Source organism: Novosphingobium sp., assembly GCF_965228995.1.
Classification (GTDB): domain Bacteria; phylum Pseudomonadota; class Alphaproteobacteria; order Sphingomonadales; family Sphingomonadaceae; genus Novosphingobium.
Genome location: NZ_OZ245852.1, coordinates 2,082,776 through 2,107,609, shown reverse-complemented (window position 1 = coordinate 2,107,609; position 24,834 = coordinate 2,082,776). Strand labels below are relative to the sequence as shown.

The following is a 24,834-nucleotide window of genomic DNA, read 5'->3' as shown; positions in this document are numbered from 1 at the left end:
CCTCCCCATTTTTGCGAAGCACAAATGGGGAGGTGGCAGCCCGCAGGGCTGACGGAGGGGCAAAGCCTCTCCAAACGCAAACCTTGCAATAAGTACGCAATCACGTACAATACCAAAATGCGTTCCACCTCGTACAGTGATCTGAGGAAAAACCTCGCCGCAATGCTCGACGCAGTAAGCGCCGATCACGAACCCGTGATGATCACGCGCGATCGTGGCAAGCCCTCCGCCGTCCTGATGTCGCTAGAAGACTACGCCTCGTTCGAGGAAACGCGCTACCTGCTGCGCAGTCCCGCCAACGCCGTCCGGCTTGCCGCCTCGATTGAAGCGCTCGATTCCGGTGACGGGGTGGACCGCCCGCTCGCCGAATGAAGCTGATCTTCAGCGAGCAGGCCTGGGAAGACTACTGCTATTGGCAGGATCAAGACCGAAAGCTGGTCCAACGCATCAACGGCCTCATCAAGGAATGCCTGCGCACCCCCTTCAACGGCACCGGCAAACCCGAGCCTTTGCGCGGAGCCCTGTCCGGCTGGTGGTCACGCCGCATCAATCAGGAACACCGGCTGGTCTACAGGCCCACTGAGGACGGCCTGCTGATCGCGCAATGCCGTTATCATTATTGAAGGATTTCACGGGCCTCAATCCGGCATTCTCCGCGTTCGTGCAGGAGTTCCGCCGACCCTCGACCACTCGTTCCAGTCATGGCCGCCCCGGCCCCCTTCCCTTTCCCGCCCCATCCGGCATACTCCCCTCGCGTGCCCGCCAGAGGCCGACCACGAGAGAGAGCCATGCCAGAAGCCCAAATCGAAGAGATCATCGAACCCGATCTGCCGATCATCGACCCGCACCATCACCTGTGGGATCTGCGCCCGCTGGTCGCCTCGTTCCCGACGCCGCTGCATCCCTTTGTCGAGACGCTGGTTCCGGCGGCCTACTACAACTTCGATACGCTCCACGCCGATACGCACAGCGGGCATAATGTAGTCGGCACCGTGTTCATGGAATGCGGCGCGTTCTACCGCAGCGGGGCCGAAGCTGCGATGAAACCCGTCGGCGAAGTCGAGTTCGTCAACGGCGTCGCCGCGCAGGGCGCGAGCGGGCTTTATGGCAATTACCGCCCTTGCGCCGCGATCATCGGCCATGCCGACATGACACTGGGCGACGGCGCGGCGCCCGTTCTGGAAGCATTGGTGGCTGCCGGAAACGGCCGCTTCAAGGGCATTCGCCATGCCGCCGCGTGGGATGCCGATCCGGAAGTGCTCGGCCCCCCGTTCCACGCCCCCGCCGGGCTCTACAACAGCGACGCCTTCCGCGCCGGCTTCAAGCATCTCGGCAAGATGGGCCTCACGTTCGATGCCTGGCTGCTTGAACCGCAGCTCCCCGATGTCATCAGCCTCGCCCGCGCCTTTCCGGATCAGCCGATCGTGCTCGATCACTGCGGCACGCCGCTCGGCACCGCGAGCTACAAGGGCAAGCTCCACGAACGCTTCGACGTGTGGCGAGGGCATATCCGCGAGCTGGCAGAATGCCCCAATGTCTCGGTGAAGCTGGGCGGGCTCGCCATGGCGTTCTGCGCGATGCCAGAACAGGGCCCCGCTGCCGGGGTGGGCTCCGAAACGCTCGCGGCGATGTGGCGCCCCTATATCGAAACCTGCATCGACGCCTTCGGGCCGGAGCGCGGGATGTTCGAAAGCAATTACCCTGTCGACCGCTGGGGCGCGACGTACCCGGTGCTGTGGAACACGTTCAAGCGCCTCGCCCACGGCGCTTCCGCGGAGGAGAAACATGCGCTCTTCGCCGGCAACGCAGCGCGGACCTACGGCATCAAGCATCTGCTCGCTGCATAGCGTCTGCACCTAGCCATTAAGGGAGCGGCGCTGCCGTTTGACAGCGCCGCTTCTCCTGCTAAAGCTCCGTTTAACCGCTCGCTTAAAACCGGAGCCCTCAGGATGCCGCTTCCCCCGCTGTTCAAGAACCTGCGCCTTCCCGTCATCGGCTCGCCGCTGTTCATCATTTCCGGCCCCGAACTCGTCATCGCGCAGTGCAAGGCGGGTATCATCGGCAGCTTCCCGTCGCTCAACGCGCGCCCGATCAGCCAGCTCGACGAATGGCTGCACGAGATCACCGAGACGCTCGCCGCGCACAACCGCGATCATCCGGAAAGCCCCGCCGCTCCCTTTGCGGTCAACCAGATCGTCCACAAGACCAACAACCGCCTCGATGAGGACATGGCGCTCTGCGAAAAATGGCAGGTGCCCATGCTGATCACCTCGCTCGGTGCGCGTGAAGACATCAATCAGGCCGCGCACCGCTGGGGCGGCATCGTGCTGCATGACGTGATCAACGATCGCTTCGCCCGCAAGGCGATCGAAAAGGGCGCAGACGGCCTGATCCCCGTCGCCGCGGGTGCAGGCGGCCATGCCGGCGCGCTTTCGCCTTTTGCGCTGATGCAGGAAATCCGCACCTGGTTCGATGGCCTCGTCGCGCTTTCGGGCGCCATCGCGCATGGCCGCTCGATCCTCGCGGCGCAGGCCTTGGGCGCCGATTTCGCCTATATCGGCTCGGCCTGGATCGCGACCACCGAAGCCCGCGCGGCCGAAGCCTACAAGCAGGGGATCGTCGAAGGCAAGGCTGACGATATTGTCTATTCGAACCTCTTCACCGGCGTTCATGGCAACTATCTGCGCGGCTCGATCGTCAAGGCCGGGCTCGATCCGGACAACCTGCCCGAAAGCAGCCCGGCGGCGATGAACTTCGGCTCGGGCGGCAACACTGAGGCCAAGGCCTGGAAGGACATCTGGGGCTCGGGCCAGGGCATCGGCGCGGTCGAAAAGGTCGAGACGGTCGCGGAGCGCGTCGCCACGCTCACCGCGCAGTACCGTGAAGCTGCCGCCGGGCTCGATGCCGACAGCGCGCCGTTTCGCTGATCCTGCGGCCTAGAGCCTGCTTTCCGTTGCGTGCCAAAGCATCTCGGCCATCCGGTCGAGGTGGCTGTAATCGAGCGCGGGATCGTGCTTGTTGAGCACGATCTCCTCGCCCTTGCGCGGGCTCAGCAGCCGGCGGCGCAGCGCGCGCTGCAGCAGGTCGAGCCGCATCAGCGCTTCCATCCCGGCAAGCTCGGTATCGTAACGGCGCGTCCGGCTCCAGCCGAGTTCGATCTGGCCGACCCGTTCGGTAACCATCTCCGAATAGGTTCCGTGCGGCCCCCGGTGTAACGGCAGGCCAATTCGCTGCGCTCCGCTCTCGGTTGCGGGCAGCAGTAATCCATTGGCACGAAAGTCGTGAAAGCCGATCCGGTCGGGCGTAAGCGCGCCGATCATGCGGCTGAACGCGCGGCGCCCCAGCAAGGCGCGGGGCAGCAGGTGATGGCGCTGCAAGCCGGGCGTATAGCCAGCCCTGCCCGGCACATTCACCGAGCGAAAAGGGATACGTCCCCGGGCAATATGTCCGACAAGAACCATACAGCCATGCTCGCGCCCGTGCCTTAACGCGTCGCTTGCAAGCGTGCTTTACCTAGCGGGAGACCACGTTAAGCCTGTTGTGCCCGTCCGGCTCCAGCCAGACTGCGCCGACCCCGGCCAGCACCACCTCACGCGGGGTATCCACCCGGCCGTGTGCCACCAGCCAATCGGTGAGCCGCACGGCGATGCGGCTGTCCTCCCGGTTGGGCCCGCCGCTACCCGCATGGAGCTTGAATTCCTGGCCTGTGAGGAAGGCGAGGCCCTCGCTCTCCAGCCCGTCCTGGCTGCGCGCCAGCGCCGTCAGCGCGAGCGCGGGGAACGGCCCGCCAGCGAGCCAGATGCCCACTGCCTCGGCAAACCATGCCGGAGACATGACGATCCGCGCCGGACGCCACATGATCGCCTGCAGCCCGTTCAGCATCGTCAGGTGGCGCAGGACAGCCGCGGCGACCCGAAGCACCGGCAGCAGGCTTTCGGCCCCGGCGAGGTGCGGCCCGACCATGAACCCAACCGCTTCGAGCGCATCGCTATTGAAATCATTGGGCAATGCCACGCGGTGCATCGCAGCCGGATGGGCGCACTGCGGGGCGGGAGCAAGCCCGGCAAGGTCGAAGGTCAGCCCGTCACGCAGCACTTCCGCGCTGCCGGCGGGCACCCGCTCGGAGTTAAGCAGGGAGAATCCTTCGGGACCGGCAGCAAGGCCAGCGACATCATCCGTAGCCGGCCGGCCATCCCGGCCGAACAGCAGCGCGGCAAGAGGCTCACGCCCTGCTGCACGCTCCATCACCACCCACTATGCTCCCTAACATCCGCATCTTCAGAGACACCAATGTTGGGGAGTCGTCGAGTCCCCCATGCCCGAACTGACGCGAAATCGGACCATCGCAGCCCGCCGACGCACTAGAATAGGCCCATCGTCAGACCGGCGCCGAAAGACTGTCCCAAATCGTGGCACTCTTGCAGCGCCGCCTGAGGTACCGTCTTGGCCACCAGAATGGCCTCTGGTGTCTGGACCGCAAGGTTGACGATCAGACTTTCGGCAATGCGCCGCAGCCGCCAGCCGGTGACGATCCGCTCGATCTGGCGCTCTGCCCCTGATCCATCCGAACCCGCTGCAATTGCTGTGGCAAAGGGGCGGCCCTCGATCTGCCCCAGCAGCGGATAATAAGAACGATCGAAGAACTCCTTCATCGCCCCGCTCATCGTGCCAAGGTTCTCCGGGCACACGAACAGATAGCCCTGCGCGGCAAGGAGATCGTGGGGCTGCGCTTCTGCTGCGGCGAGCAGCCGCGCGTCCCCTTCCATCGCCGCACCTTGCCGCGCAGCGTCCGCCATCGCGCGGGCAGCGCCGGTGCGGCTGTGCCAGATGATCAGGAGCATGGCCGGTTCAGCAGCCATCCCCATTGCCGCCAGCACCGCTGACGGCGCCGCCAAGTGCTCCGCCGATCAGGCCGCCAAGCCCGCCCAGCCCGCGCTTCTTGGGCTTGGGCTGGCATTGCTGTTGCGATTGCTGATCGCCTCGGCCTCGCCCGTTTTCGGACGCTGCCTCGTCCATTCCCGGCATGCCGAGCAGGAAGCCGGTCATCGAGCGGTGGCGGATATCGGCGGTCCATTCAGGCTTCCACGGGGTCTTGGGATTGGCCGGGCGCGGCGGATAGACGAAGCTTTCTTCCGGCCCGTAGGCATAAAGCGTGACCATCTGGAACTGCGGCGCGGCGGCCTTGACCTCGGCGGGAACCATGCAGGTCGTCGTGGCGGGTGCGAGCACCGTCTTGCTGGCAACCAGCTTCGCCACCGTTGCGGGCGAGAGCCAGTCCGAAAGCCCGCCGCCAAACTCGCGCGTGGTGCTGGAAGACCACCAGACCATATCGTTCATCTCGCCGCTTCTGCTCATGTTCGCGCCCATCAGCGAGGCGTGATAGCCGGTCGCGTCGGGCAGCGGGTTCCAGCGCAACAGAGTCGCGCCGCTCGGCTGCGCGAACGTGGAGGTACGCAGCGCGCCCATGAAATCCTTGGTCAGCGTGAAGTTCATTTCGGGCGAATAGTTGCCCACGACCTTGTGCGCGCCGATCAGCGAGCTGTCGGTCCGGATCGAGACCTTGCTGTCGCTGTTGGGCCACGAGCCATAGGTCTTGCTGCTCCCCGGCGAGACATGGCGTTCCATCGGCACACTGCTGGTCCACAGCCCCGGTGGCATCTGCCCGGCAGCGATCTTGGAGAAGTCGATGATCACCGGCTGCCCGGCCGGCGCATGTTCACCGCAGCCCCAGAAGATCAGGATGCGCCCCTTGGGCCGCTTGAAGTCCCGCTTCTCGGGCGGCTCGTTCGAGTACTCTGGCGTAGTGGTCTTTTCGGGGGACTTGAGCGGCACCGACAGGCCCAGCTTCGCCCCCGCCGGCATGAAGTGGTCCGCCTTGGGCGCCGCGCCAACCGGCAAGCGGCTCGATCCCAGTTCGAGCGTCAGTTCGTGCTGCGGCGCGTTCCGGTTGCCGCCGCCGAACGCCATGCTCATCGCCCCGCCCATGCCGCCGCCCTTCATGCCCGACATGCCGCCCATGATGCCCGAGGTCGTCCCGGCGCGCATTTCGTAGCGCGCGATCGGCGCGGCTGTCTGTGCCATGCCCAGCCCGACGAGCACGACACTCGCGCCGCCCGCGGCAATCATCAGACGCATGCTGTTCCTGGTCATCAGCTCAACCCCCTCCTGCAAGAGCGGCGGATCTGCCCCTCAGCCTGTTCGTATCGCGCGACCGGATTTCTCTTTTGCCGGATGCGACCATATCCAAGGGCCTTCTGTCAATCGCGCTGCGCTGATGCGATGATCTGGCGCACAGCAATGCAAGGAATGTGGGCAGGATTTGCACTGCCCTTCCCTGCGTCGCTGGTATCGGTTAGCGCCGCTGCCATGATCCCGGTCACCGCCATCACTCGTTCGCTGTCCGGCCTCGCCTGGCGCTGGCGCGGCGGCAATATGGACCTAGCGTCCGGCGGGCCGGGAGCGAGCTTTGGCCAACTCGATACCTTGGTCGATCAGCTGCTCATGGCCCGCGGGGTCGAGCGCCACGATCTCGAGCGCCACCGCCGCCCGACCTTGCGCGATTTCCTGCCCGATCCCTCGATCTTCAACGATATGGACAAGGCCGCCGCGCGTCTCGCCGATGCGATCACCAAGGGCGAGGCCATCGCGGTTTATGGCGACTATGACGTTGACGGCGCGACGAGCGCAGCCCTCCTCATCCGTTTCCTCGCCGGCCTCGGCGTCCACGCGCGGCCTTATATCCCCGACCGCTTGCTCGAAGGCTATGGCCCTTCGGCGGAAGGCCTCGTCAAACTGGCGCGCGAGGGCGCGCAGCTGATCGTCACGGTCGATTGCGGCGCGATGGCCTATGAAGCGCTCGCCGCCGCACGTGCCGAGGGTGTCGACGTGATCGTCGTCGACCATCACAAGTGCAATCCCGAGCTTCCCCCCGCCACCGCGCTGGTCAATCCCAACCGGCTCGACGAAAGCGACGAGGCGGCCAGCCACGGCCATATGGCCGCTGTCGGGGTCGCCTTCCTTCTTGCCGTTGCTACGTTGCGCGAACTTCGCGCGCGCGGCGTGGTCGGAGCCTCGGCGGCGCCCGATCTCATGAGCCTCCTCGATCTCGTCGCGCTCGGCTCCGTGGCCGATGTTGCACAGATCAGGGGCGTAAACCGCGCATTCGTGGCACAGGGCCTCAAGATCATGGCGCGACGTGCGAATATTGGTCTTGCCGCGCTGATCGACGCCAGCCGCCTCACCCGCGCGCCTACCTGCAGCGATCTCGGCTTCGCGCTGGGCCCGCGGATCAATGCCGCAGGGCGCATCGGCGATTCGGGCCTCGGAGTCAGGCTCCTCACCACCAATGACGCGGAAGAAGCCCGGACGATCGCCGCGCGTCTGTCCGAACTCAACGACGAGCGCCGCGCGATCGAGCAGGCCGTGCAGGAAGCCGCCGAGGCGCAAGTCGAGGCGCAGCATAATCGCAGCGTGGTGGTGGTGCATGGCGCGGGCTGGCACCCCGGCGTCATCGGCATCGTCGCCGGGCGGATCAAGGAAAAGACCGGCCGGCCCGCTCTGGTCATTGCAGAAGACGGCGACGCGGAAGGCAACGGCAAGGGTTCTGGCCGGTCGATCCCGGGCGTCGATCTTGGCGCCGCGATCATCGCTGCACGCGCGGCAGGCCTGCTGATTGCCGGCGGCGGCCACGCGATGGCATGCGGCCTCACCGTGGCGGCTGGCGGAACCGAGCGCCTTGCCGACTGGCTCGACGACCGACTTGCCCGCGATGTCGCGGCGGCGCGGCAATCACAGGCGCTGCTACTCGATCTGAGCCTCGCGCCCGGCGGGCTTACGCCCGATCTGGTCGAACGGCTCGAGGCGGCAGGCCCTTTCGGCATGGGCTGGCCCGGTCCGCGCGTGGCCGTGGGGCCGGTGCGCCTGATCAAATGCGATCTCGTTGGCACCGATCATGTCCGCATGGTCGCGGGAGGGCCCGATGGCCGTTCGTTCAAGGCGATCGCCTTCCGCGCCGCCGAAACCGAAATGGGCCAGGCGCTGCTGCACGGTTCGCGTGGCCGGTCGTTCTGGCTCGCCGGGCGGGCGAAGATCGACGATTGGGGCAGCCGCCCGGCGGCAGAACTCCATGTCGAGGATGCAGCCTTCGCGGACTGACGCCTGCCCCTTTGGACAGGCATTTCCGCGTCCACAGTCTGGGGGTTGACCAAACCCGCTTCTCGCCCTAGTTGCGCGGGCCTGCCACGCGGCCCAAGCCGTTGGCCCCTTCGTCTAGCGGTTAGGACGCGGCCCTTTCACGGCTGAAACACGGGTTCGATTCCCGTAGGGGTCACCAACTTGATAGCCGGGCTGAAATGCCGGGCAAGAACACTAAAACCGGGGCGAAACCGCCGACCCGGTTCACGGCAAGGCCCCTTCGTCTAGCGGTCAGGACGCGGCCCTCTCACGGCTGAAACACGGGTTCGATTCCCGTAGGGGTCACCAACCTGTAAGCCGGCCGGCTGGCACATTCGGCCCGGGACGCGATGGATCTCGACTCGCTCAGCTACACCACGGAATTTGCGGCAACCGGCCTGCTTGCGCTGGCTGTCGGAATGGTTGCGGGCCTGCGCGAGCGGCGCGAACGACGCCGGCCGAATCTCGACCGCATCAGCACCGTGCCGTGGGGCCTGATCTCGGCACTCTTCTCGCTTCTTGCGATCATCCTTATCGCTACCGCGGCAAAAGCGTGGTTCGTGCCCGGCGGCGGATAGACCGCTGGTTTGTGGTACTGGCGAGTCAATGCATCGCGCAGACCGGAAAATTGTTTCATGGATCGACACAAAAGCGCAGTCTTTTGCCGTAATGAGGTGATGACGCAGGGCAGCAAGCCCATGCGCTCGCAAAGGTTTGAAGCGGCTTCCATGCTCCGCAGTTCAGCAATTCCGTCGTGACCGGCCCTTCGCTCCCATGGCCGAGCATGATTGTGGCAATCGGCACATGCCTTGCCATGATCATTGTCGGCAGCAGCATTGGCCTCGCCGTCGCGGTGCTGATCCTGTGGCTCGGCACCTTGTGGCTGTCGCGGCCCGAACCTGTCATCGAAGTGCGCGTCGCTGATGAAGGTTCGGTTTCGCGCCAGGCCATGGTGGAATTGGTCGAACCGTTCAGCGTTCCGGTGCTGATGCTCGATAACCAGCGCATTGCCGCCGCCAATGCCGCCGCGCGAGAAGCCCTGGGGCCGCATATCGTCGGCCAGGACGCACGCGTCGCCCTGCGGCATCCCGAGGCGATCACCTTGCTCGACAAGCCGCAGGGCACCGTGATGGTTCGCGGCCTCACTGGCGCAAGGAGCATCTGGCAGGTTCGCCGTGTCAGCATCGATCAGCGCTTTTCGCTGATCGAGATGGTCAACCGCACCGCCGAAGCCGATATCAGCCGCTCGCATACCGACTTCGTCGCCAATGCCAGCCACGAACTGCGCACGCCGCTCGCCTCGATCATTGGCTATATCGAGACGCTGGCCGATCCCGATGCCAAGGTCGATACCGCCACGGCGGCGCGTTTCCATGCCACCGTGCTGCGCGAATCGCGGCGGCTGCAAAGCCTTGTCGAGGATCTCATGTCGCTCTCGCGCATCGAGGCGGAAAAGCACGATGCCCCGCGCGAGCAGATCGATCTTGGCCTTCTCGTGGCCAGCATCGGGTCGGAAGTGGCATCTACCGCCGGTGAAAGCCGGATCTCGGTGAAGGCAACCGACGCGGTGGTGACGGGCGATCGCCAGCAGCTCGATCAGGTCATCCGCAATCTCATCGACAATGCATTGAAGTATGGCGACTCAAGCCAGCCTGTTCGCGTCGAGATCGAGCGGGACGGGCCGGAGGCCGTGTTTTCGGTCACCGACCGGGGCGAAGGCATTCACCCGGATCACATCCCCTATCTGACGCGCCGATTCTATCGCACCGATCCTGGTCGCAGCCGGGCGGCTGGCGGCACCGGGCTCGGCCTTGCCATCGTCAAGCACATCGTCGAAAGGCACCGCGGCAAGCTCGATATTTCCAGTAAGCTCGGGGAAGGAACGACCGTGACGGTGCGCCTTGCGCTTACCGTACCACCGTCGAAAGAACTGTCATAGACCTGTCACACCTTGGTCGCATTGCCCCTCGAACGCTTGGCATAAGGGAACGCAACAATGGTCTCGAATCGTTTCATCGCAGGACCGGCGCTGGCACTTGCCACACTTGGCCTTTCCGCTTGTGGCGGCCAGCAGAACGCGACCCGCGATCAGGTCCGCGCCGTGGGTTCGTCCACGGTCTATCCCTTTGCCAAGGCGGTTGCGGAATCGCTCGCCAAGTCTGATGCGACGATCAAGGCGCCGATCATCGAATCGACCGGCACGGGCGCCGGCATGAAGCTGTTCTGCGCCGGCGTCGGCCCCCAGCACCCCGACATCGAAGACGCCTCGCGCCGGATGAAGAAGTCCGAGTTCGACGAGTGCGTGAAGAACGGCGTGAAGGAAATCGTCGAGATCCAGGTCGGGCTTGACGGCGTTGCCTTCGCCGAGGGCACGAATGGCCCCGGCATCCCGCTCACGCCTGCCGATGTCTACAAGGCGCTCGCCAAGGCCCCGTTCGGCAAGCCCAACACCGCCAAGACCTGGAAGGACGTGAACCCCGCCCTCCCCGACGAGCCGATCCTCGTTTATGGCCCGCCCTCGACATCCGGCACGCGCGATGCGCTCAAGGAACTCATCCTCACCAAGGGATGTGAGACCGATCCCGCGATGACGGCGCTGAAGGACAGTGACAAGTCGAAGCACGACGCCATCTGCGGCGAAGTGCGCGAAGACGGCGCCTATGTTGACTCGGGCGAGAATGACAACCTGATCGTCCAGAAGATTGAGGCGAACCCCAAGGCCATCGGCATTTTCGGCTTCTCCTACCTCGAGGAGAACCGCGACAGGCTGAAGGGCCTGACCATGGCAGGTGTGACGCCGACCTACGAGACGATCACCAATTTCGCCTATCCCGGTGCCCGCCCGCTCTACATCTATGTGAAGAAGGCGCACATCAAGGCGATCCCGGGGCTTCAGGCCTATGTCAACGAGTGGGCCAAGCTGTGGAGCAAGGGCGGTGTCCTCGCCAAGGCGGGCATGGTTGTCGCGCCGGATGATGTGCTCGCCGCCAGCGCGAAGGCGGCCAGCGAGCTGCCCGTGCTCGATGGCTCGCAGCTGAAGTAAGGACCGGACAAGCGGCCATGTCGCCAGGCATTCTTTTCTTTCTGGCGTTTGGCCTGGGTCTGGTCGGCTGGCTGGCCGGGCGCTCGCGCGCCTGGGCCTTCCGCAAGGCCGCACCGGGTACGCGGATCAATTCGCTTCCCGATTTCCATGCCTGGTACGTCGGCCTCTGGGTGGCAGTGCCCACCCTGGTGTTCGCGCTGCTGTGGGATGCGATCAGCCCGGCGCTGGTGCTGCAGCATGTCCTCGCCGATCCCGCCGCCGCCGCGCTTCCCGCCTTCGGTTTCGAGCGCGAGGCGATGATGGGCGAGGCCCGCGCAGTTGCCACTGGCGCCGCACGCGCCGTGTTCAACAGCGAGGCCGAAGGACTGGTCGAGCCCTACCGCATCGCACTCGCGCGCTACAACACCATCGGCCTTGTCGTCACGCTGCTGATCGCCTTTGCCGGTGGTGCGTTCTCGTTCCTGCGCCTGCGTCCCGATTTCTCCGCCCGCACGCGGGTCGAGCGCGCGGTCATGGGGCTTCTGCTGCTGGCCTCGCTGGTCGCGATCCTCACGACGATCGGGATCGTTGTCAGTCTCGTGTTCGAGACGGTGCGCTTCTTCGGCATGGTCTCGCCGATCGATTTCCTTTTCGGAACGCACTGGGCGCCCGATCCGATGAGCACCGGCACGCCCGACGGCAAGGCCTTTGGCGCGATCCCGCTGTTCTGGGGCACGATCTATATCGGCGCGATCATCGCCATGGCGGTGGCGATCCCGCTCGGGCTGATGAGCGCGATCTACCTCACGCAGTATGCGGACAACTCGGTGCGCCGCATCGTCAAGCCTCTGCTGGAGATCCTCGCGGGCGTGCCGACCGTGGTCTACGGCTATTTCGCAGCGCTCACCGTGGCGCCTGCGGTGCGCGATGCGGCGCAGGCGATCGGCATTTCCAATGCCTCGACCGAAAGCGCGATGGCCGCCGGGCTCGTGATGGGCGTGATGATCATTCCCTTTGTGTCCTCGATGGCTGACGACAGCATTGCCGCGGTCCCCCAGGCCATGCGCGACGGCAGCCTTGCGATGGGCGCAACCCGCTCCGAAACGATCCGCAAGGTGCTGATCCCTGCCGCGCTCCCCGGCATTGTCGCGGGCATCATGCTCGCGATCAGCCGCGCGATCGGGGAAACCATGATCGTGGTGATGGCAGCGGGTGCTGCCGCAAACCTGACGGCCAACCCCTTCGAATCGATGACGACGGTGACCTTCCAGATCGTCGCCATGCTCACCGGCGAAGGCAGCTTCGATCACCCCGCCACGCTGTCCGCCTTCGCGCTCGGCATGGTGCTGTTCCTCGTCACGCTCACGCTCAATTTCATCGCCCTGCGCGTGGTCAAGCGGTACCGCGAGGCATATGAGTAACCGGCCATGAGCACGAAGAACGATCCTGCCGCGCTCGAAGCGCTGCGCAAGGCGCGCCAGGCCCGGATGCAGGCGGGCCTGGCACGGCGCTATCGGTCCGATGCCTTGTTCCGCTGGGCCGGCTTTGGCGCGGTCGGCTTTTCGGTGCTGATCCTCGTGCTGCTGCTGGTCTCGATGGCATCGAGCGGCTGGGCCGGCTTCCATCGCAGCGAGATCCGCATGTCCGTGCCGATCCGCGGCCACATGCAGGTCGATCCCGCACGCCTCGCCCAGCCCGATCCGCTTGGCGGACTTGAAGTGGCGGGCCTTCCGGCGCTGGTCAATTCCGCCGCGATCACCGCTTTTGGCCCAGGCGGCGACGCCCTGATTGCCGATGGCGCCTGGCGCGAGGTAGGTCAGCAACTGGTCGACGATCCCTCGCTGCTGATGGCCAACGAGATCAAGGTCTCGGTTCCGGCCAGCGATGATCTCGCCAATGCCCAGCGCGGCGGCGGCGATGCGGCGCTGCGCCAGCGCGCCGCGCGCCTCGCCAGCGACGGCAAGCTCGTGCACGCCTTCGATACCGGCTTCCTCGTCCGCGCCGATGCCACCAATCCGCAAAGCGTGGGCATCTGGGGGGCGCTCAAGGGTTCGATGATGACGATGTTCATCACGCTGGTGCTCGCCTTCCCGGTCGGCGTGCTTTCAGCGCTCTACCTTGAGGAATACGCCGCGCGGAACCGCTGGACGGACTTGATCGAAATCTCGATCAACAACCTCGCGGCTGTTCCCTCGATCATCTTCGGCCTGCTCGGTCTTGCGGTCTTCCTCGCCGCGTTTCCCAACTACCGCTCGGCCCCGCTCATCGGCGGCATGACCCTTGCGCTGATGACCATGCCGGTCATCGTGATTTCGGGGCGCAACGCGATCAAGGCGGTCCCGCCTTCGATCCGTGATGCCGCGCTCGCCATGGGAGCCAGCCCGGTGCAGGTCGTATTCCACCACGTCCTCCCGCTCGCGCTCCCGGGCATTCTCACGGGCACGATCATCGGCATGGCCCGCGCGTTGGGCGAAACCGCGCCGCTGCTGATGATCGGCATGCGCGCCTTCGTCGCCAGCCCGCCGAGCGATTTCACTTCGCCAGCCACGGTGCTGCCCGTGCAGATCTTCCTGTGGTCGGACGAGATCGACCGCGGCTTCATCGAGCGCACCAGCGCGGCGATTGTCGTCCTTCTGATCTTCCTGCTCGTGATGAACGGCGTGGCGATCTACCTGCGTAGTCGCTTCGAGAAACGGTGGTAACATGAACGCTCCAGTCCCTGCTGCGGAAGCAGTGAACCAGTCTGCGGACCCCGTGTTTCCCGAACCGGTCGGCCCGTCCAAGATCAGCGCGCGCGGCGTTTCGGTCTACTATGGCCAAAAGCGTGCGATCGACGAGGTCTCGATCGAAATTCCCCAGAACTACGTGACCGCGTTCATCGGCCCTTCGGGCTGCGGCAAATCGACGTTCCTGCGCAGCCTCAACCGCATGAATGACACGATCCCGAGCGCGCGGGTGGAAGGCGAAATCCTGCTCGACGGGAAGGACATCTACCGTTCCGGCATGGACGTCGTACATCTGCGCGCGCGGGTGGGCATGGTGTTCCAGAAGCCCAACCCGTTCCCCAAGACGATCTACGAGAACATCGCCTACGGCCCGCGCATCCACGGCATCACCGCCAGCAAGGGCGAGCTTGACGGCATCGTCGAGCAATCGCTCCAGCGCGCCGGTCTGTGGGATGAAGTCAAGGACCGCCTTACTGACAGCGGCACCGCGCTTTCGGGCGGCCAGCAGCAGCGCCTGTGCATTGCGCGCGCCATCGCGGTCGATCCCGAAGTGATCCTGATGGACGAGCCCTGCTCGGCGCTCGACCCCATTGCCACCGCGCGCATCGAAGAGCTGATCGACGAACTGCGCGGCCGCTATGCCATTGTCATCGTTACCCATTCGATGCAGCAGGCCGCACGCGTTTCGCAGCGGACCGCATTTTTCCATCTCGGCAAGATCATCGAATACGGTACAACCTCGGATATCTTCACAAATCCGCGCGAAGAGAAGACCAAGGACTACATCACCGGCCGATACGGTTAAGTGCACGGGTAAGGAATCAGGATGGCTGAACACACCGTCAAGGCGTTCGACGAGGACATCACCCGGCTGCGCGGCCTCGTCGCCGAGATGGGTGGTCTGGCCGAGCTTTCCGTGGCCGAGGCTATGGACGCCCTTGTCAGCGGCAATCAGGATCTCGCCGAGGGCGTGATCGCGCGCGACAAGCGGATCGACCACCTGGAAGGCGAGGTCGACCGGCTCGCGGTGCGCGTGCTCGCCCTGCGCGCTCCCATGGCGGATGACCTGCGCGAAGTGATCGCCGCGCTCAAGATCGCCGGTGTGATCGAGCGGATCGGCGATTATGCCAAGAACATCGCCAAGCGCGTCGGCCATATCGAGGGCCGCAAGCGGTTCGAGCCGCTCACCCTGCTGCCAGTGATGAACGAGCTTGCGGGTGACATGGTCCATGATGTGCTGACCGCCTATGCCGCCCGCGATCCCGTTGCTGCGGCCGAGATCGTCAAGCGCGATGCCAAGGTCGATGCCTTCTACGACAGCGTGTTTCGCAACTTCGTATCCTACATGGTCGAGAACCCGGCCACGATCAGTTCGGTTGCGCAGCTCATGTTCGTCGCCCGCAATATCGAGCGGATCGGCGATCACGCCACCAATATTGCCGAGATGGTCCACTATGCCGCGACGGGTACGTACCTGCCCGAACGTGACGAAGTTATCCCGCCAGTCTGAGCGGATAAGCCCGCGTCACGACCGCGTAACATTTGTCGTGTTTGCGTAATCTGACTGTCATGCCCGACGGTCGCACGATTGCATCAGGGGTTTTCGATGTCCGCGCCGAAGCTGCTTCTGGTTGAGGATGACACCGCACTTGCCGAGCTGGTTGAATACCGGTTCCGCGGCGAGGGTTATGAGGTCCGCACAACCGACGATGGCGACGAGGCACTGCTCCTCGCCGCCGAGGACACGCCCGATCTCGTCCTGCTCGATTGGATGATCGGCGGCACCAGCGGCATCGAAGTCTGCCGCCGCCTGCGCCGCACCAAGGCCACGGCGCACGTTCCCATCATCATCCTCACCGCACGCAGCGACGAGGACGACCGTGTGCGCGGGCTCGAGACTGGCGCGGACGACTATGTCACCAAGCCCTTCTCCCCGCGCGAACTGATCGCCCGCGTCGGCGCGGTGCTGCGCCGCGTGCGCCCTGCCCTTGCCGGCGAGACGATCACCGTCGGCGATCTCGCGCTCGATCCCACCGCACACCGCGTCACGCGCCGGGGCCAGTCGATCAAGATCGGGCCGACCGAATTCCGCCTGCTCCGCCATTTCATGGAGCATCCCGGCCGCGTGTTCTCGCGCGGGCAGCTGCTCGATGCGGTCTGGGGCAGCGGCAGCGATATCGAGCTGCGCACGGTTGACGTGCACATCCGCCGTCTGCGTCAGGCCATCGCCATCCCCGGCGCGGCGGATCCGGTGCGCACGGTCCGTTCCGCCGGGTACGCGCTCGAAGGCGTTTAAATCCCCAGCAGCGGCGCGATATCGAGGTCCTGGATCGTGATCCACTGGTTCACGTAGTTGGCATAGTAGAGCCAGAACAGCACCGTCGAGAGAACCGTTGCGCGCAGGATGATCCGGCGCGGGTTGAAGTTTGCCGGTGCGCTGGGCGCCTGGCCCGGCACTTTCTCCACGCCCAGTTCATCGGATGTGCGCACCCCGAACGGCATGACGAGAAAGGCCGAGAGGACCCAGAACAGCGCCCAGATCGCGATGATCGATGTCCACTTCATGCGCTTCAGCCTTCCCGTAGCATGACCTGGACAACCGGCTTCTTGCCCGACCAGCGCTGCGCCGCGCGCCGCACCGTCAGCCGCACCGTCTCCGATATGGCCGCCCGGTCGCGCTTCTTGTCACCCTTGATCGCGGCGACCGCCTTTTCGACATCGGCCTGCGCTTCGGTGATGAAGTCGTCCATGTCTTCCTCAAGCGGCAGCCCGATCGCGGCGATCTCGACGGCGGAAGTCAGCTTGCCCGCAGCCGAGACTGCAAGCCCGGCAACCACCAGTCCGCTTTCCGCCAGCTTGCGGCGCTGCGCCATCGCGCTGCCGTCCGCAGGTGCGATGATGTCGCCATCCAGCACCAGCCGCCCGTTTCGCACTTCCGTCAGCTTTGCCGGCCCATTGGGAGCCAGCCGGACCACATCGCCGTTCTTCTGGACGATCGTGCGCGCAATGCCGCTCGCTTTGCCCAGCCGCGCCTGCTCGGCCATGTGCCGCATCTCGCCGTGCACCGGCACGAGGATTTCCGGCCGGATCCAGCTATAGAGCGCTTCCAGCTCCGGCCGCCCGGGGTGGCCAGACACGTGGATCATCCCCTGCCGGTCGGTCAGCAACTCGACGCCCTTTGCCGCCAGCTGGTTCTGCACGCGCCCGATGGCGAGTTCGTTGCCGGGGATCTGGCGGCTCGAAAAGATCACCGCGTCGCCCTTCTCGAGCTTCACGGGATGCGAATCCGAGGCAATCCGCGCCAGCGCCGCGCGCGCCTCGCCCTGCCCGCCAGTGGCGAGCACCATGACCTGGCCGCGCGGCAAGTCCATCGCCTCATCCATGCTGACGGTCTCGGGGAAGTCCTTGAGATAGCCGCTCGCTTGCGAGACCCCGATGATCCGGTCGAGCGAACGCCCTGCCACACAGAGCTTGCGTCCGGTCGCCACGGCCACTTCGCCCAGCGTCTGCAGCCGCGCGACGTTGGAGGCGAAAGTCGTCACCACCACGCGCTTGCCCTTGAGGCCGCCCACCATCTCCATCAACCCATCGCGCACCCCGCCTTCGGAGCCCGAGGGCTTGGGATTGAACACGTTGGTCGAATCGCAGACCAGCGCCAGCACGCCCTCGTCGCCCAGCGCGGTGAGCTCACCTTCCGTCGCCGGAACACCGATCAGCGGTTCGTCATCGAGCTTCCAGTCGCCGGTGTGGAACACCCGCCCATGCGGCGTCTCGATCACCAGAGCATTGCCCTCGGCAATCGAGTGCGCCAGCGGCACGTAGCGAATGTCGAACGGCCCGAGGCTGAGCGAGGCCTCGTTGGGGATCGTGTTCAGCGTCACCTGCTTGGAAATGCCCGCCTCGGCCAGCTTCTCCGCCACCAGACGCGCGGTGAACGGAGTCGCGTAGAGCGGCACGCCGAGATCGAGCGCGAAGTATGGCACTGCGCCGATATGATCCTCGTGCGCATGGGTGAGGACGATCCCGACCAGATCGTCCAGCCGCTCCTCGATGAATGAGAGATCGGCAAACACGAGGTCGATGCCGGGGTAATAGGGATCGGCAAACGTCATGCCGAGGTCGACCATGAGCCACTTGCCGTCACAGCCGTAGAGATTGACGTTCATGCCGATCTCGCCCGAACCACCGAGTGCGAGAAACAGCAATTCCTTGCCGGGTTTCACCAGAATTCCAATTCGCTTGGGGGCACCCTTGCCCCGGATAAATCAGTTTGCGGCGACGCGCTCCGCCAGGATGGCCAGGCCATCGAGCGTAAGATCCGCATCGACGTGGTCGAAAATGTCGGTGTGATCGCCGAACAGCACAGCAAGGCCGCCCGTCGCGATGACTTTCGCGGGGCGGGCAATCTCGGCGCGCATGCGGGCGATCAAGCCCTCCATCAGCGCCACATAGCCCCAGAACACGCCGATGTGCATCTGGTCTTCGGTGTTACGACCAATCACGCTGCGCGTCCGCGTCGGCGGCTCGATGGCGATGCGAGGAAGCTTGGCCGCGGCATTGACCAGCGCATCGAGCGAGAGGTTGATGCCCGGCGCGATGATCCCGCCCTTGTAGGCGCCCATGTAGTCGATCACGTCGAACGTGGTTGCCGTGCCGAAGTCGACGACGATGAGGTCACCCGGATAGCGCGCATGCGCGGCAATCGCGTTGACAGCGCGGTCCGCACCCAGCGAGCGCGGCTGGTCGACATCGGCCGAAAAGCCCCATTCGACCGGCGGTTCGCCCGCGATCAGTGCCTCACGGCCGAAGTATTTCTGCGAAAGGACCTGCAGGTTGTGCAGCGCGCGCGGCACCACGGTGGCGATCAATATCTGGTCGACCGTCTTGGGATCGAAGCCCTGCAATTGCATCAGCTGGAGGAGCCACACGGCATACTCGTCCGCCGTCCGGCGCGGATCGGTCGCCACGCGCCAGCGCGACTTGATCTCGCGGCCATCGAACAGCGCGAACACGACATTGGTATTGCCGACGTCAACCGCCAGAAGCATCGTTCTCTCCTCCCCCGGAGTGACTTGCGCCGATCAGCTCGACATCTCCGGCGTGGATGGCACGTACGCTGCCGTCAGCCAAGCGGAGAAGCGCCGCGCCATCCGGGTCGATCCCCGCAAAGCCGCCGATCACATGGCCTTCCTCGGTCAGGTTCACGCCCAGCAGCGTCCCCCTCGGCAGGGCCCGCGCTAGCCAGTCCTCGCGCAGCCTCGGCCATGCGCCGGCGTGCCACGCAGTAAGGTCCTCGGCCCAGCTCACCACGAGCGCCGAGGCAAATTCGTCGCGGCGCACCGCGTGGCGCAGTGCGGCCAGAGAAACTGTCCTGCGACCCGGCACCTCGGGCGCCTCGGCCAGATTGACCCCGATGCCGACGATCACGGCATCGCGCTGCCGCTCAAGCAGGATGCCGCCCAGCTTCGCCTCGCCAACCAGCAGATCGTTGGGCCACTTCAGGGCAAGGTCCGAAAGCTCCGGGACGACGGCCATGAGCGCCCTGTGGACGCTTACGCCTGCAACCAGCGCCAGCGTCTGCGGCAAGGCCTCGTCACCCCGCAAGGCTACCGCGGTCGATCCCATGAAATTGCCAAGCCCGCCGGTCCATACGCGACCAGCGCGCCCGCGCCCGGCGGTCTGCCGGTCGGCCACCAGCCAGTGGCCTTCTGCAGGAGCCTCGCCATTCGCCAGCCGCGCCAAGAGCGCCGAGTTGGTCGAGGCGATCTCCGCGACAACCTTGATCAGCGGGTCCGGCACCGCCCTCTCAGCGTGTCATGCGATGTGGAACAGTGCGGCAGCGGCATGGCCCGCCAGCACGCCCAGCGACTTCGTCAGCAGGTAACCGAGCGGGGAGATCGCCACGACCGAGACGAACAGCAGCACGCGCTGCGCCATGTCGCTCCGGCCCGTCACCACATTGGCCGCCTCGTCGAAGTACATCACCTTGACGACCTTGATGTAGTAGAACGCGCCGATCACAGAAGCAGCGATACCGATGGCGGCGAGCGAGAGTAGGTTCGCCTGCACCGCCGCCTGGAACACCACGAACTTGCCCCAGAACCCGAACAGCGGCGGAATGCCCGCGAGGCTGAACATGACCGCAGCCAGTGCCAGCGCCAGCATCGGACGGGTCTTGGAAAGCCCCGCCATCGCGGCGATCGATTCAACCGGCGCGCCGCTCTCGTCGCGCAGCATCAGCACCGCGACAAAGCCGGCGACCGTCATCGCGACATAGATCGCAAGGTAGATCAGCATCGCCGCTGCGCCCGCCTGATTGGCGCAGGCAAGGCCGATCAGCATGAAGCCGACGTTGTTGATCGAGGAATAGGCCAGCAGGCGCTTGATATTGTCCTGCCCGATCGCGCCGAGGGCACCGATCACGATCGAGAGCAGCGCGACGAAAATCACGATCTGCTGCCACACCCCGGGCTGCGCACCGAAGGCAAACAGGCTCACGCGCATGAGCAGGGCCAGCGCGGCCACCTTGGGCGCGGTGGCAAAGAAGGTCGTCACCGGGGTCGGCGCGCCTTCATAGACGTCGGGCGTCCACATGTGGAACGGCGCCGCGCTCACCTTGAATGCGAGACCTGCGAGCACGAACACAACGCCGAACACCGCGCCCATCGCCAGTGGCCCGGCCAGCGCGGCATGAATGCCCGCAAAGCTCGTGCTGCCCGTGAAGCCATAGGTCAGGCTGATGCCGTAGAGCAGGATGCCCGAGGCGAGCGAGCCCAGCACGAAGTACTTGAGGCCCGCTTCCGCCGAACGTTCGTCGCTGCGCAGGAACGCGGCCATGACATAGGCGGCAAGGCTGTTGAGCTCTAGCCCGATGTAAAGCGCGAGCATATCGGTCGCCGAAACCATCATGCCCATGCCCATCGCCGCGAGCAACACAAGCAGCGGGAACTCGGCGCGCATCGCATTCTCGCGCTCGAAGAAGGCGGGCGCAACGATCAGCGTGACGGCCGCGCCGGCATAGATCAGCAGCTTGCCGAAGGCAGCGAAGGCGTCGCCGCTGAACTGGCCGTTCCAGGCGCTGACGCCGGGGCCCATCGCGGCCTGGCTGAGCGCGGGCGCGGTGATCACGGCACAGACGGTGAGGACAGCGACCGCTGCAATCGAAATCGCACGGCTCGCCTTGTCACCGCCCCAGGCAGCGGCCAGCAGCAGGATCAGCCCGGAAATGCTGAGGACTTCCTCGGTCCCGGTGATCGCCAGCGAACGGAGGAGTTCCATCAGCGTGCCTCCCCCCGCACAGCATTGGGCGCGGCTTCGACCCCGTGTTCCATTGCATCCCTTTGTTCATGTGTCGCCGCGGCGGGCGGAATGGCCGCCAGCTGCACGTCCGCATCGCCTTTGGGCCGTGCCTGTGCCAGCCGCGCTTCAAGCGCCGCGATGTCCTTGCGCATCGGCGCAAGGAAGGTTTCCGGATAGACGCCCATCCACAGCACCGCGATACCGAGCGGGATCATCAGCGCCCATTCGCGTGCATCGAGATCGGGCATCGCCGCGGCGTCCGCGTTCTTCTGCACGCCGAAGATCACGCGGCGATAAAGGTAGAGCATGTAGGCCGCGCCAAGGATGATGCCGGTGGTGCACACCAGCGCGACCCAGCTCGATTGCGCGTAGATGCCCATGAGCGAGAGGAACTCGCCAACGAAACCGCTCGTACCCGGCAGGCCGACCGAGGCCATCGTGAACAGCATGAAGAACAGCGCATAGCCCGGCATATTGATGGCAAGGCCGCCGTAGCGGTCGATCTCGCGCGTGTGCAGCCGGTCGTAGATCACGCCGACGGCAAGGAAGAGCGCGCCCGAGACGATGCCGTGGCTCAGCATCACGATCATCGAGCCTTCCAGCCCCTGCCGATTGAAGGCAAACAGCCCCACCGTCACGATAGCCATGTGCGCGACCGAGGAATAAGCGATCAGCTTCTTCATATCGTGCTGCACCAGCGCGATCAGCGAGGTGATGACGACCGCCGCCATCGACAGTCCGTAGATCAGCGGCGCGAACTGCGCGGAGGCCTCCGGGAACATCGGCAGCGAGAAGCGGATGAAACCGTAGCCGCCCATCTTCAGCAGCACGCCAGCAAGGATCACCGAGCCCGCAGTCGGCGCCTGTACGTGCGCGTCCGGCAGCCAGGTATGCGTCGGCCACATCGGCATCTTCACCGCAAAGCTCGCGAAGAACGCCAGCCACAGCCAGGTCTGTGCCTTCACCGGGAAGCTGTAGGCCATCAGCGTCGGGATATCGCTCGTTCCCGCCTCGTTCGCCATCCACATCATCGCGATCAGCATCAGCACAGAGCCGAGCAGCGTGTAGAGGAAGAACTTGTAGCTGGCGTAGATGCGGTCCGCCCCGCCCCAAATGCCGATGATCAGGTACATCGGGATGAGGCCGGCTTCGAACATGATGTAGAACAGGAACAGGTCCTGCGCGGTGAACACGCCGATCATCAGCGTCTCCATCACGAGGAAATTGGCGTAGTACTCGCCCGCGCGCTTCTCGATCGCGTTCCAGCTCGCGCCGATGCAGATCGGCATGAGGAACACCGTCAGCGCGATCAGCAGCAGCGCGATCCCGTCGATGCCCAGCTTCCATTCGAAGCCGGCAAAGACCGATGCATGCTCCTGGAACTGCCACTGCGGCCCGCCGATCTGGTAGTGCGACCACAGCACCGCGCCGAGCACGAGATCCACCAGCGTCGCCGCCAGCGCAATCATCCGCGCCTGTTCGCGCCCCGCCATGAGGCAGGCCACCGCGCCGACCAGCGGCACGAGAAGCATCAGGCTGAGAATGGGAAAGCCGCTCATTTCGCAATCACCCAGCTGACCGCGCCGACAAGGCCGACGAGCATGACCAGCGCATAGCTGTTAAGGTATCCGGACTGCAGCCGTACCGCGATCCGGCTGCCACGCGCGACCATCGCCGCCGCGCCATTCGGGCCGAACCGGTCGATGATGCCGATGTCGCCCTGCTTCCAGAACACGCGGCCGAGCGCCATCGCGGGCTTCACGAAGACCGCGTTGTAGAGCTCGTCGAAGTACCATTTGTTGAGCACGAACCGGTAGAGCGGCCCGATCTGCGCGGTAAACGCGGCCGGGAAGCCGGGGTTCACGATATAGGCGTAATACGCGATCACAACGCCGGTCACCATCACGCCGAACGGCGCCCACTTCACCCACTCCGGCACCCCGTGCATCGCGTGGATCAGGTGCTCGCTGAAGGCGACGCTGTTCTTCCAGAACTCGCCGCTGCCTTCGCTGATGAACGCACCGTGGAACACGAAGCCCGCCAGCACCGCGCCGACCGACAGCAGCGCCAGCGGCACCAGCATCGAAAGCGGGCTCTCATGCGGGTGATAGCCCGCCGTGCCATCATGCGAGGCGTGTGCGTGCGCATGATGGTCATCATGGCCATGCGCGTGGTCGTCATGCCCGTGCGCATCATGCCCATGAGAATCGTGAACGGCGTGCTGGATATGCTCGGACTGCTCCCAGCGCGGCTTGCCCCAGAAGGTCAGGAACATGAGGCGCCACGAATAGAAGCTGGTCATCAGCGCGGCGATAACGCCGCACCAGAAGCCGAAGTGGCCCGCGCTCGTCCCGCTGGCATAGGCCGCCTCGAGGATCGAATCCTTGGAATAGAAGCCCGCAAACCCGAACACGTCGACCAGGCCGACGCCGGTGATCGCCAACGTGCCCGCCATCATCGCCCAAAAAGTGACCGGGATGTGCTTCCGAAGGCCGCCGTAAAACCGCATGTCCTGCTCATGGTGCATCGCATGGATCACCGAGCCCGCGCCAAGGAACAACAGCGCCTTGAAGAACGCGTGCGTGAACAAGTGGAACATCGCCGCGCCCGGCGCGCCCACGCCCGCCGCCACGAACATGTAGCCGAGCTGCGAGCAGGTCGAATAGGCGATCACCCGCTTGATGTCCCACTGCGTCGTGCCGATCGTCGCTGCAAAGAAGCAAGTCGCGGCGCCGACATAGGTCACCACGGTCATCGCGGTTTCGCTTGTCTGGAACATCGGCGAGAGGCGGCAGACCATGAACACGCCCGCCGTCACCATGGTCGCGGCGTGGATCAGCGCCGAAACCGGCGTCGGGCCTTCCATCGCGTCCGGCAGCCAGGTGTGGAGGCCCAGCTGCGCCGATTTGCCCATCGCGCCGATGAACAGCAGGATGCACAGCACCGTCATCGTATCGAAGCGGTGGCCCAGGAACCCGATTGTCGAGCCCGCCATGCCGGGCGCGGCCGCCAGGATCGCCGGGATCGAGACAGTGCCGAACACCAGGAACGTGCCGAAAATGCCCAGCATGAAACCAAGGTCACCTACGCGGTTGACCACGAAGGCCTTCATCGCGGCAGCATTGGCCGAGGGCTTGCGGAACCAGAACCCGATCAGGAGGTACGAGGCGAGGCCCACCCCTTCCCAGCCGAAGAACATCTGCACGAGGTTGTCCGCCGTCACCAGCATCAGCATCGCGAAAGTGAACAGCGAAAGGTAGGCAAAGAACCGCGGTTGATCCGGGTCCTCATCCATGTAGCCCCAAGAGTACAGGTGGACGAGCGCCGAGACGCTGGTCACAACCACCAGCATGATCGCTGTCAGCGTATCGACGCGCAGTGCCCACTGGAAGTCGAGATCGCCCGAGCGCACCCATTGCAACACCGGCACGACCGAGGCTTCGGCGCTGCCGGACAGGAACGAAAGGAAGATCGGCCAGGACAGCGCGCACGATGCGAACAGCGCCCCCGTCGTCACGATCTTGGCCGGCACCTTGCCGATCAGCCGGGCGCCCAGCCCTGCGACAAGCGCTGCCAGCAGCGGCAGGAACACGATTACCTGAATCGGATGCACGG

The 24,834-nt window shown here is 65.2% G+C and carries 24 protein-coding genes and 2 tRNA genes; 15 read left to right on the top strand and 11 right to left on the bottom strand.

Features of this window, described 5'->3' with window-relative positions:
• Positions 1-117 precede the first annotated feature (117 nt).
• From ACO056_RS09915 to ACO056_RS09900, 4 genes are all read left to right on the top strand, one after another.
• Positions 118-372: a type II toxin-antitoxin system Phd/YefM family antitoxin gene (locus ACO056_RS09915; protein WP_421846253.1), complete on the top strand. Its 255-nt coding sequence runs from the start codon at positions 118-120 to the stop codon at positions 370-372.
• Positions 369-623, top strand: a complete 255-nt coding sequence (locus tag ACO056_RS09910) for a Txe/YoeB family addiction module toxin (protein ID WP_421846252.1) — start codon at positions 369-371, stop codon at positions 621-623. The genes ACO056_RS09915 and ACO056_RS09910 overlap by 4 nt, the downstream gene beginning before the upstream one ends.
• Before the next feature lie 165 nt (positions 624-788).
• A complete protein-coding gene (locus tag ACO056_RS09905) occupies positions 789-1,847 on the top strand; it encodes an amidohydrolase family protein (RefSeq protein ID WP_421846251.1) in 1,059 nt (352 codons plus the stop codon).
• 102 nt (positions 1,848-1,949) lie between these two features.
• Positions 1,950-2,927, top strand: a complete 978-nt coding sequence (locus ACO056_RS09900; protein WP_421846250.1) for an NAD(P)H-dependent flavin oxidoreductase — start codon at positions 1,950-1,952, stop codon at positions 2,925-2,927.
• Positions 2,928-2,936: 9 nt separating this feature from the next.
• Here the strand turns inward: ACO056_RS09900 and ACO056_RS09895 are convergent, their stop codons facing one another.
• From ACO056_RS09895 to ACO056_RS09880, 4 genes are all read right to left on the bottom strand, one after another.
• Entirely contained in the window at positions 2,937-3,461 is a 525-nt protein-coding gene (locus ACO056_RS09895) for an AHH domain-containing protein (RefSeq protein ID WP_421846249.1), read from the bottom strand.
• Positions 3,462-3,513: 52 nt separating this feature from the next.
• Entirely contained in the window at positions 3,514-4,245 is a 732-nt protein-coding gene (locus tag ACO056_RS09890) for a hypothetical protein (protein ID WP_421846248.1), read from the bottom strand.
• 116 nt (positions 4,246-4,361) lie between these two features.
• Positions 4,362-4,859, bottom strand: a complete 498-nt coding sequence (locus ACO056_RS09885; protein WP_421846247.1) for a flavodoxin family protein — start codon at positions 4,857-4,859, stop codon at positions 4,362-4,364.
• The gene (locus ACO056_RS09880; RefSeq protein ID WP_421846246.1) at positions 4,849-6,150 is read right to left on the bottom strand and encodes a hypothetical protein; all 1,302 of its coding nucleotides are present in this window, start codon (positions 6,148-6,150) and stop codon (positions 4,849-4,851) included. The genes ACO056_RS09885 and ACO056_RS09880 overlap by 11 nt, the downstream gene beginning before the upstream one ends.
• A 216-nt stretch (positions 6,151-6,366) precedes the next feature.
• On the opposite strand from ACO056_RS09880, the gene recJ reads away from it, so the two are divergent.
• The 11 genes from recJ to phoB all read left to right on the top strand — a co-directional run bounded on the left by recJ (position 6,367) and on the right by phoB (position 16,216).
• Positions 6,367-8,154, top strand: coding sequence for a single-stranded-DNA-specific exonuclease RecJ (gene recJ, locus ACO056_RS09875; protein WP_421846245.1), 1,788 nt, complete (start codon positions 6,367-6,369; stop codon positions 8,152-8,154).
• Positions 8,155-8,257: 103 nt separating this feature from the next.
• Positions 8,258-8,332, top strand: a tRNA-Glu gene (locus ACO056_RS09870).
• Positions 8,333-8,406: 74 nt separating this feature from the next.
• A tRNA-Glu gene (locus tag ACO056_RS09865) sits at positions 8,407-8,481 on the top strand.
• A 41-nt stretch (positions 8,482-8,522) separates the two neighbouring features.
• Complete coding sequence (locus tag ACO056_RS09860; protein WP_421846244.1) at positions 8,523-8,750, top strand: hypothetical protein; 228 nt, start codon at positions 8,523-8,525, stop codon at positions 8,748-8,750.
• A gap of 206 nt (positions 8,751-8,956) precedes the next feature.
• Positions 8,957-10,111, top strand: coding sequence for a sensor histidine kinase (locus ACO056_RS09855; RefSeq protein ID WP_421846243.1), 1,155 nt, complete (start codon positions 8,957-8,959; stop codon positions 10,109-10,111).
• Positions 10,112-10,168: 57 nt separating this feature from the next.
• Entirely contained in the window at positions 10,169-11,215 is a 1,047-nt protein-coding gene (locus ACO056_RS09850; RefSeq protein WP_421846242.1) for a substrate-binding domain-containing protein, read from the top strand.
• Positions 11,216-11,232: 17 nt separating this feature from the next.
• Positions 11,233-12,615, top strand: a complete 1,383-nt coding sequence (gene pstC, locus ACO056_RS09845; protein WP_421846241.1) for a phosphate ABC transporter permease subunit PstC — start codon at positions 11,233-11,235, stop codon at positions 12,613-12,615.
• 6 nt (positions 12,616-12,621) lie between these two features.
• Positions 12,622-13,896, top strand: a complete 1,275-nt coding sequence (gene pstA / locus ACO056_RS09840; RefSeq protein WP_421846240.1) for a phosphate ABC transporter permease PstA — start codon at positions 12,622-12,624, stop codon at positions 13,894-13,896.
• Between the two features lies 1 nt (position 13,897).
• Positions 13,898-14,725, top strand: coding sequence for a phosphate ABC transporter ATP-binding protein PstB (gene pstB / locus ACO056_RS09835; RefSeq protein WP_421846239.1), 828 nt, complete (start codon positions 13,898-13,900; stop codon positions 14,723-14,725).
• A 21-nt stretch (positions 14,726-14,746) separates the two neighbouring features.
• A complete protein-coding gene (gene phoU / locus ACO056_RS09830) occupies positions 14,747-15,430 on the top strand; it encodes a phosphate signaling complex protein PhoU (RefSeq protein ID WP_421846238.1) in 684 nt (227 codons plus the stop codon).
• Positions 15,431-15,526: 96 nt separating this feature from the next.
• Positions 15,527-16,216, top strand: a complete 690-nt coding sequence (gene phoB, locus ACO056_RS09825) for a phosphate regulon transcriptional regulator PhoB (protein ID WP_421846237.1) — start codon at positions 15,527-15,529, stop codon at positions 16,214-16,216.
• Here phoB and ACO056_RS09820 read toward each other — a convergent pair.
• The 7 genes from ACO056_RS09820 to nuoL are packed head-to-tail and all read right to left on the bottom strand — an operon-like array spanning position 16,213 to position 24,832.
• Positions 16,213-16,485 (bottom strand): DUF1467 family protein, encoded by a 273-nt coding sequence (locus ACO056_RS09820; RefSeq protein ID WP_421846236.1) that lies wholly within the window; start codon positions 16,483-16,485, stop codon positions 16,213-16,215. The genes phoB and ACO056_RS09820 overlap by 4 nt on opposite strands.
• Before the next feature lie 5 nt (positions 16,486-16,490).
• Positions 16,491-18,143, bottom strand: a complete 1,653-nt coding sequence (locus ACO056_RS09815; protein WP_421846235.1) for a ribonuclease J — start codon at positions 18,141-18,143, stop codon at positions 16,491-16,493.
• Between the two features lie 42 nt (positions 18,144-18,185).
• Positions 18,186-18,968 (bottom strand): type III pantothenate kinase, encoded by a 783-nt coding sequence (locus ACO056_RS09810; protein ID WP_421846234.1) that lies wholly within the window; start codon positions 18,966-18,968, stop codon positions 18,186-18,188.
• Complete coding sequence (locus tag ACO056_RS09805; protein WP_421846233.1) at positions 18,952-19,719, bottom strand: biotin--[acetyl-CoA-carboxylase] ligase; 768 nt, start codon at positions 19,717-19,719, stop codon at positions 18,952-18,954. Before ACO056_RS09805 ends, ACO056_RS09810 begins: the two co-directional genes overlap by 17 nt.
• Before the next feature lie 15 nt (positions 19,720-19,734).
• Entirely contained in the window at positions 19,735-21,198 is a 1,464-nt protein-coding gene (gene nuoN, locus ACO056_RS09800) for an NADH-quinone oxidoreductase subunit NuoN (RefSeq protein ID WP_421846232.1), read from the bottom strand.
• Positions 21,198-22,778, bottom strand: coding sequence for an NADH-quinone oxidoreductase subunit M (locus ACO056_RS09795; protein WP_421846231.1), 1,581 nt, complete (start codon positions 22,776-22,778; stop codon positions 21,198-21,200). Before ACO056_RS09795 ends, nuoN begins: the two co-directional genes overlap by 1 nt.
• The gene (nuoL, locus tag ACO056_RS09790) at positions 22,775-24,832 is read right to left on the bottom strand and encodes an NADH-quinone oxidoreductase subunit L (RefSeq protein ID WP_421846230.1); all 2,058 of its coding nucleotides are present in this window, start codon (positions 24,830-24,832) and stop codon (positions 22,775-22,777) included. The genes ACO056_RS09795 and nuoL overlap by 4 nt, the downstream gene beginning before the upstream one ends.
• Positions 24,833-24,834 lie beyond the last annotated feature (2 nt).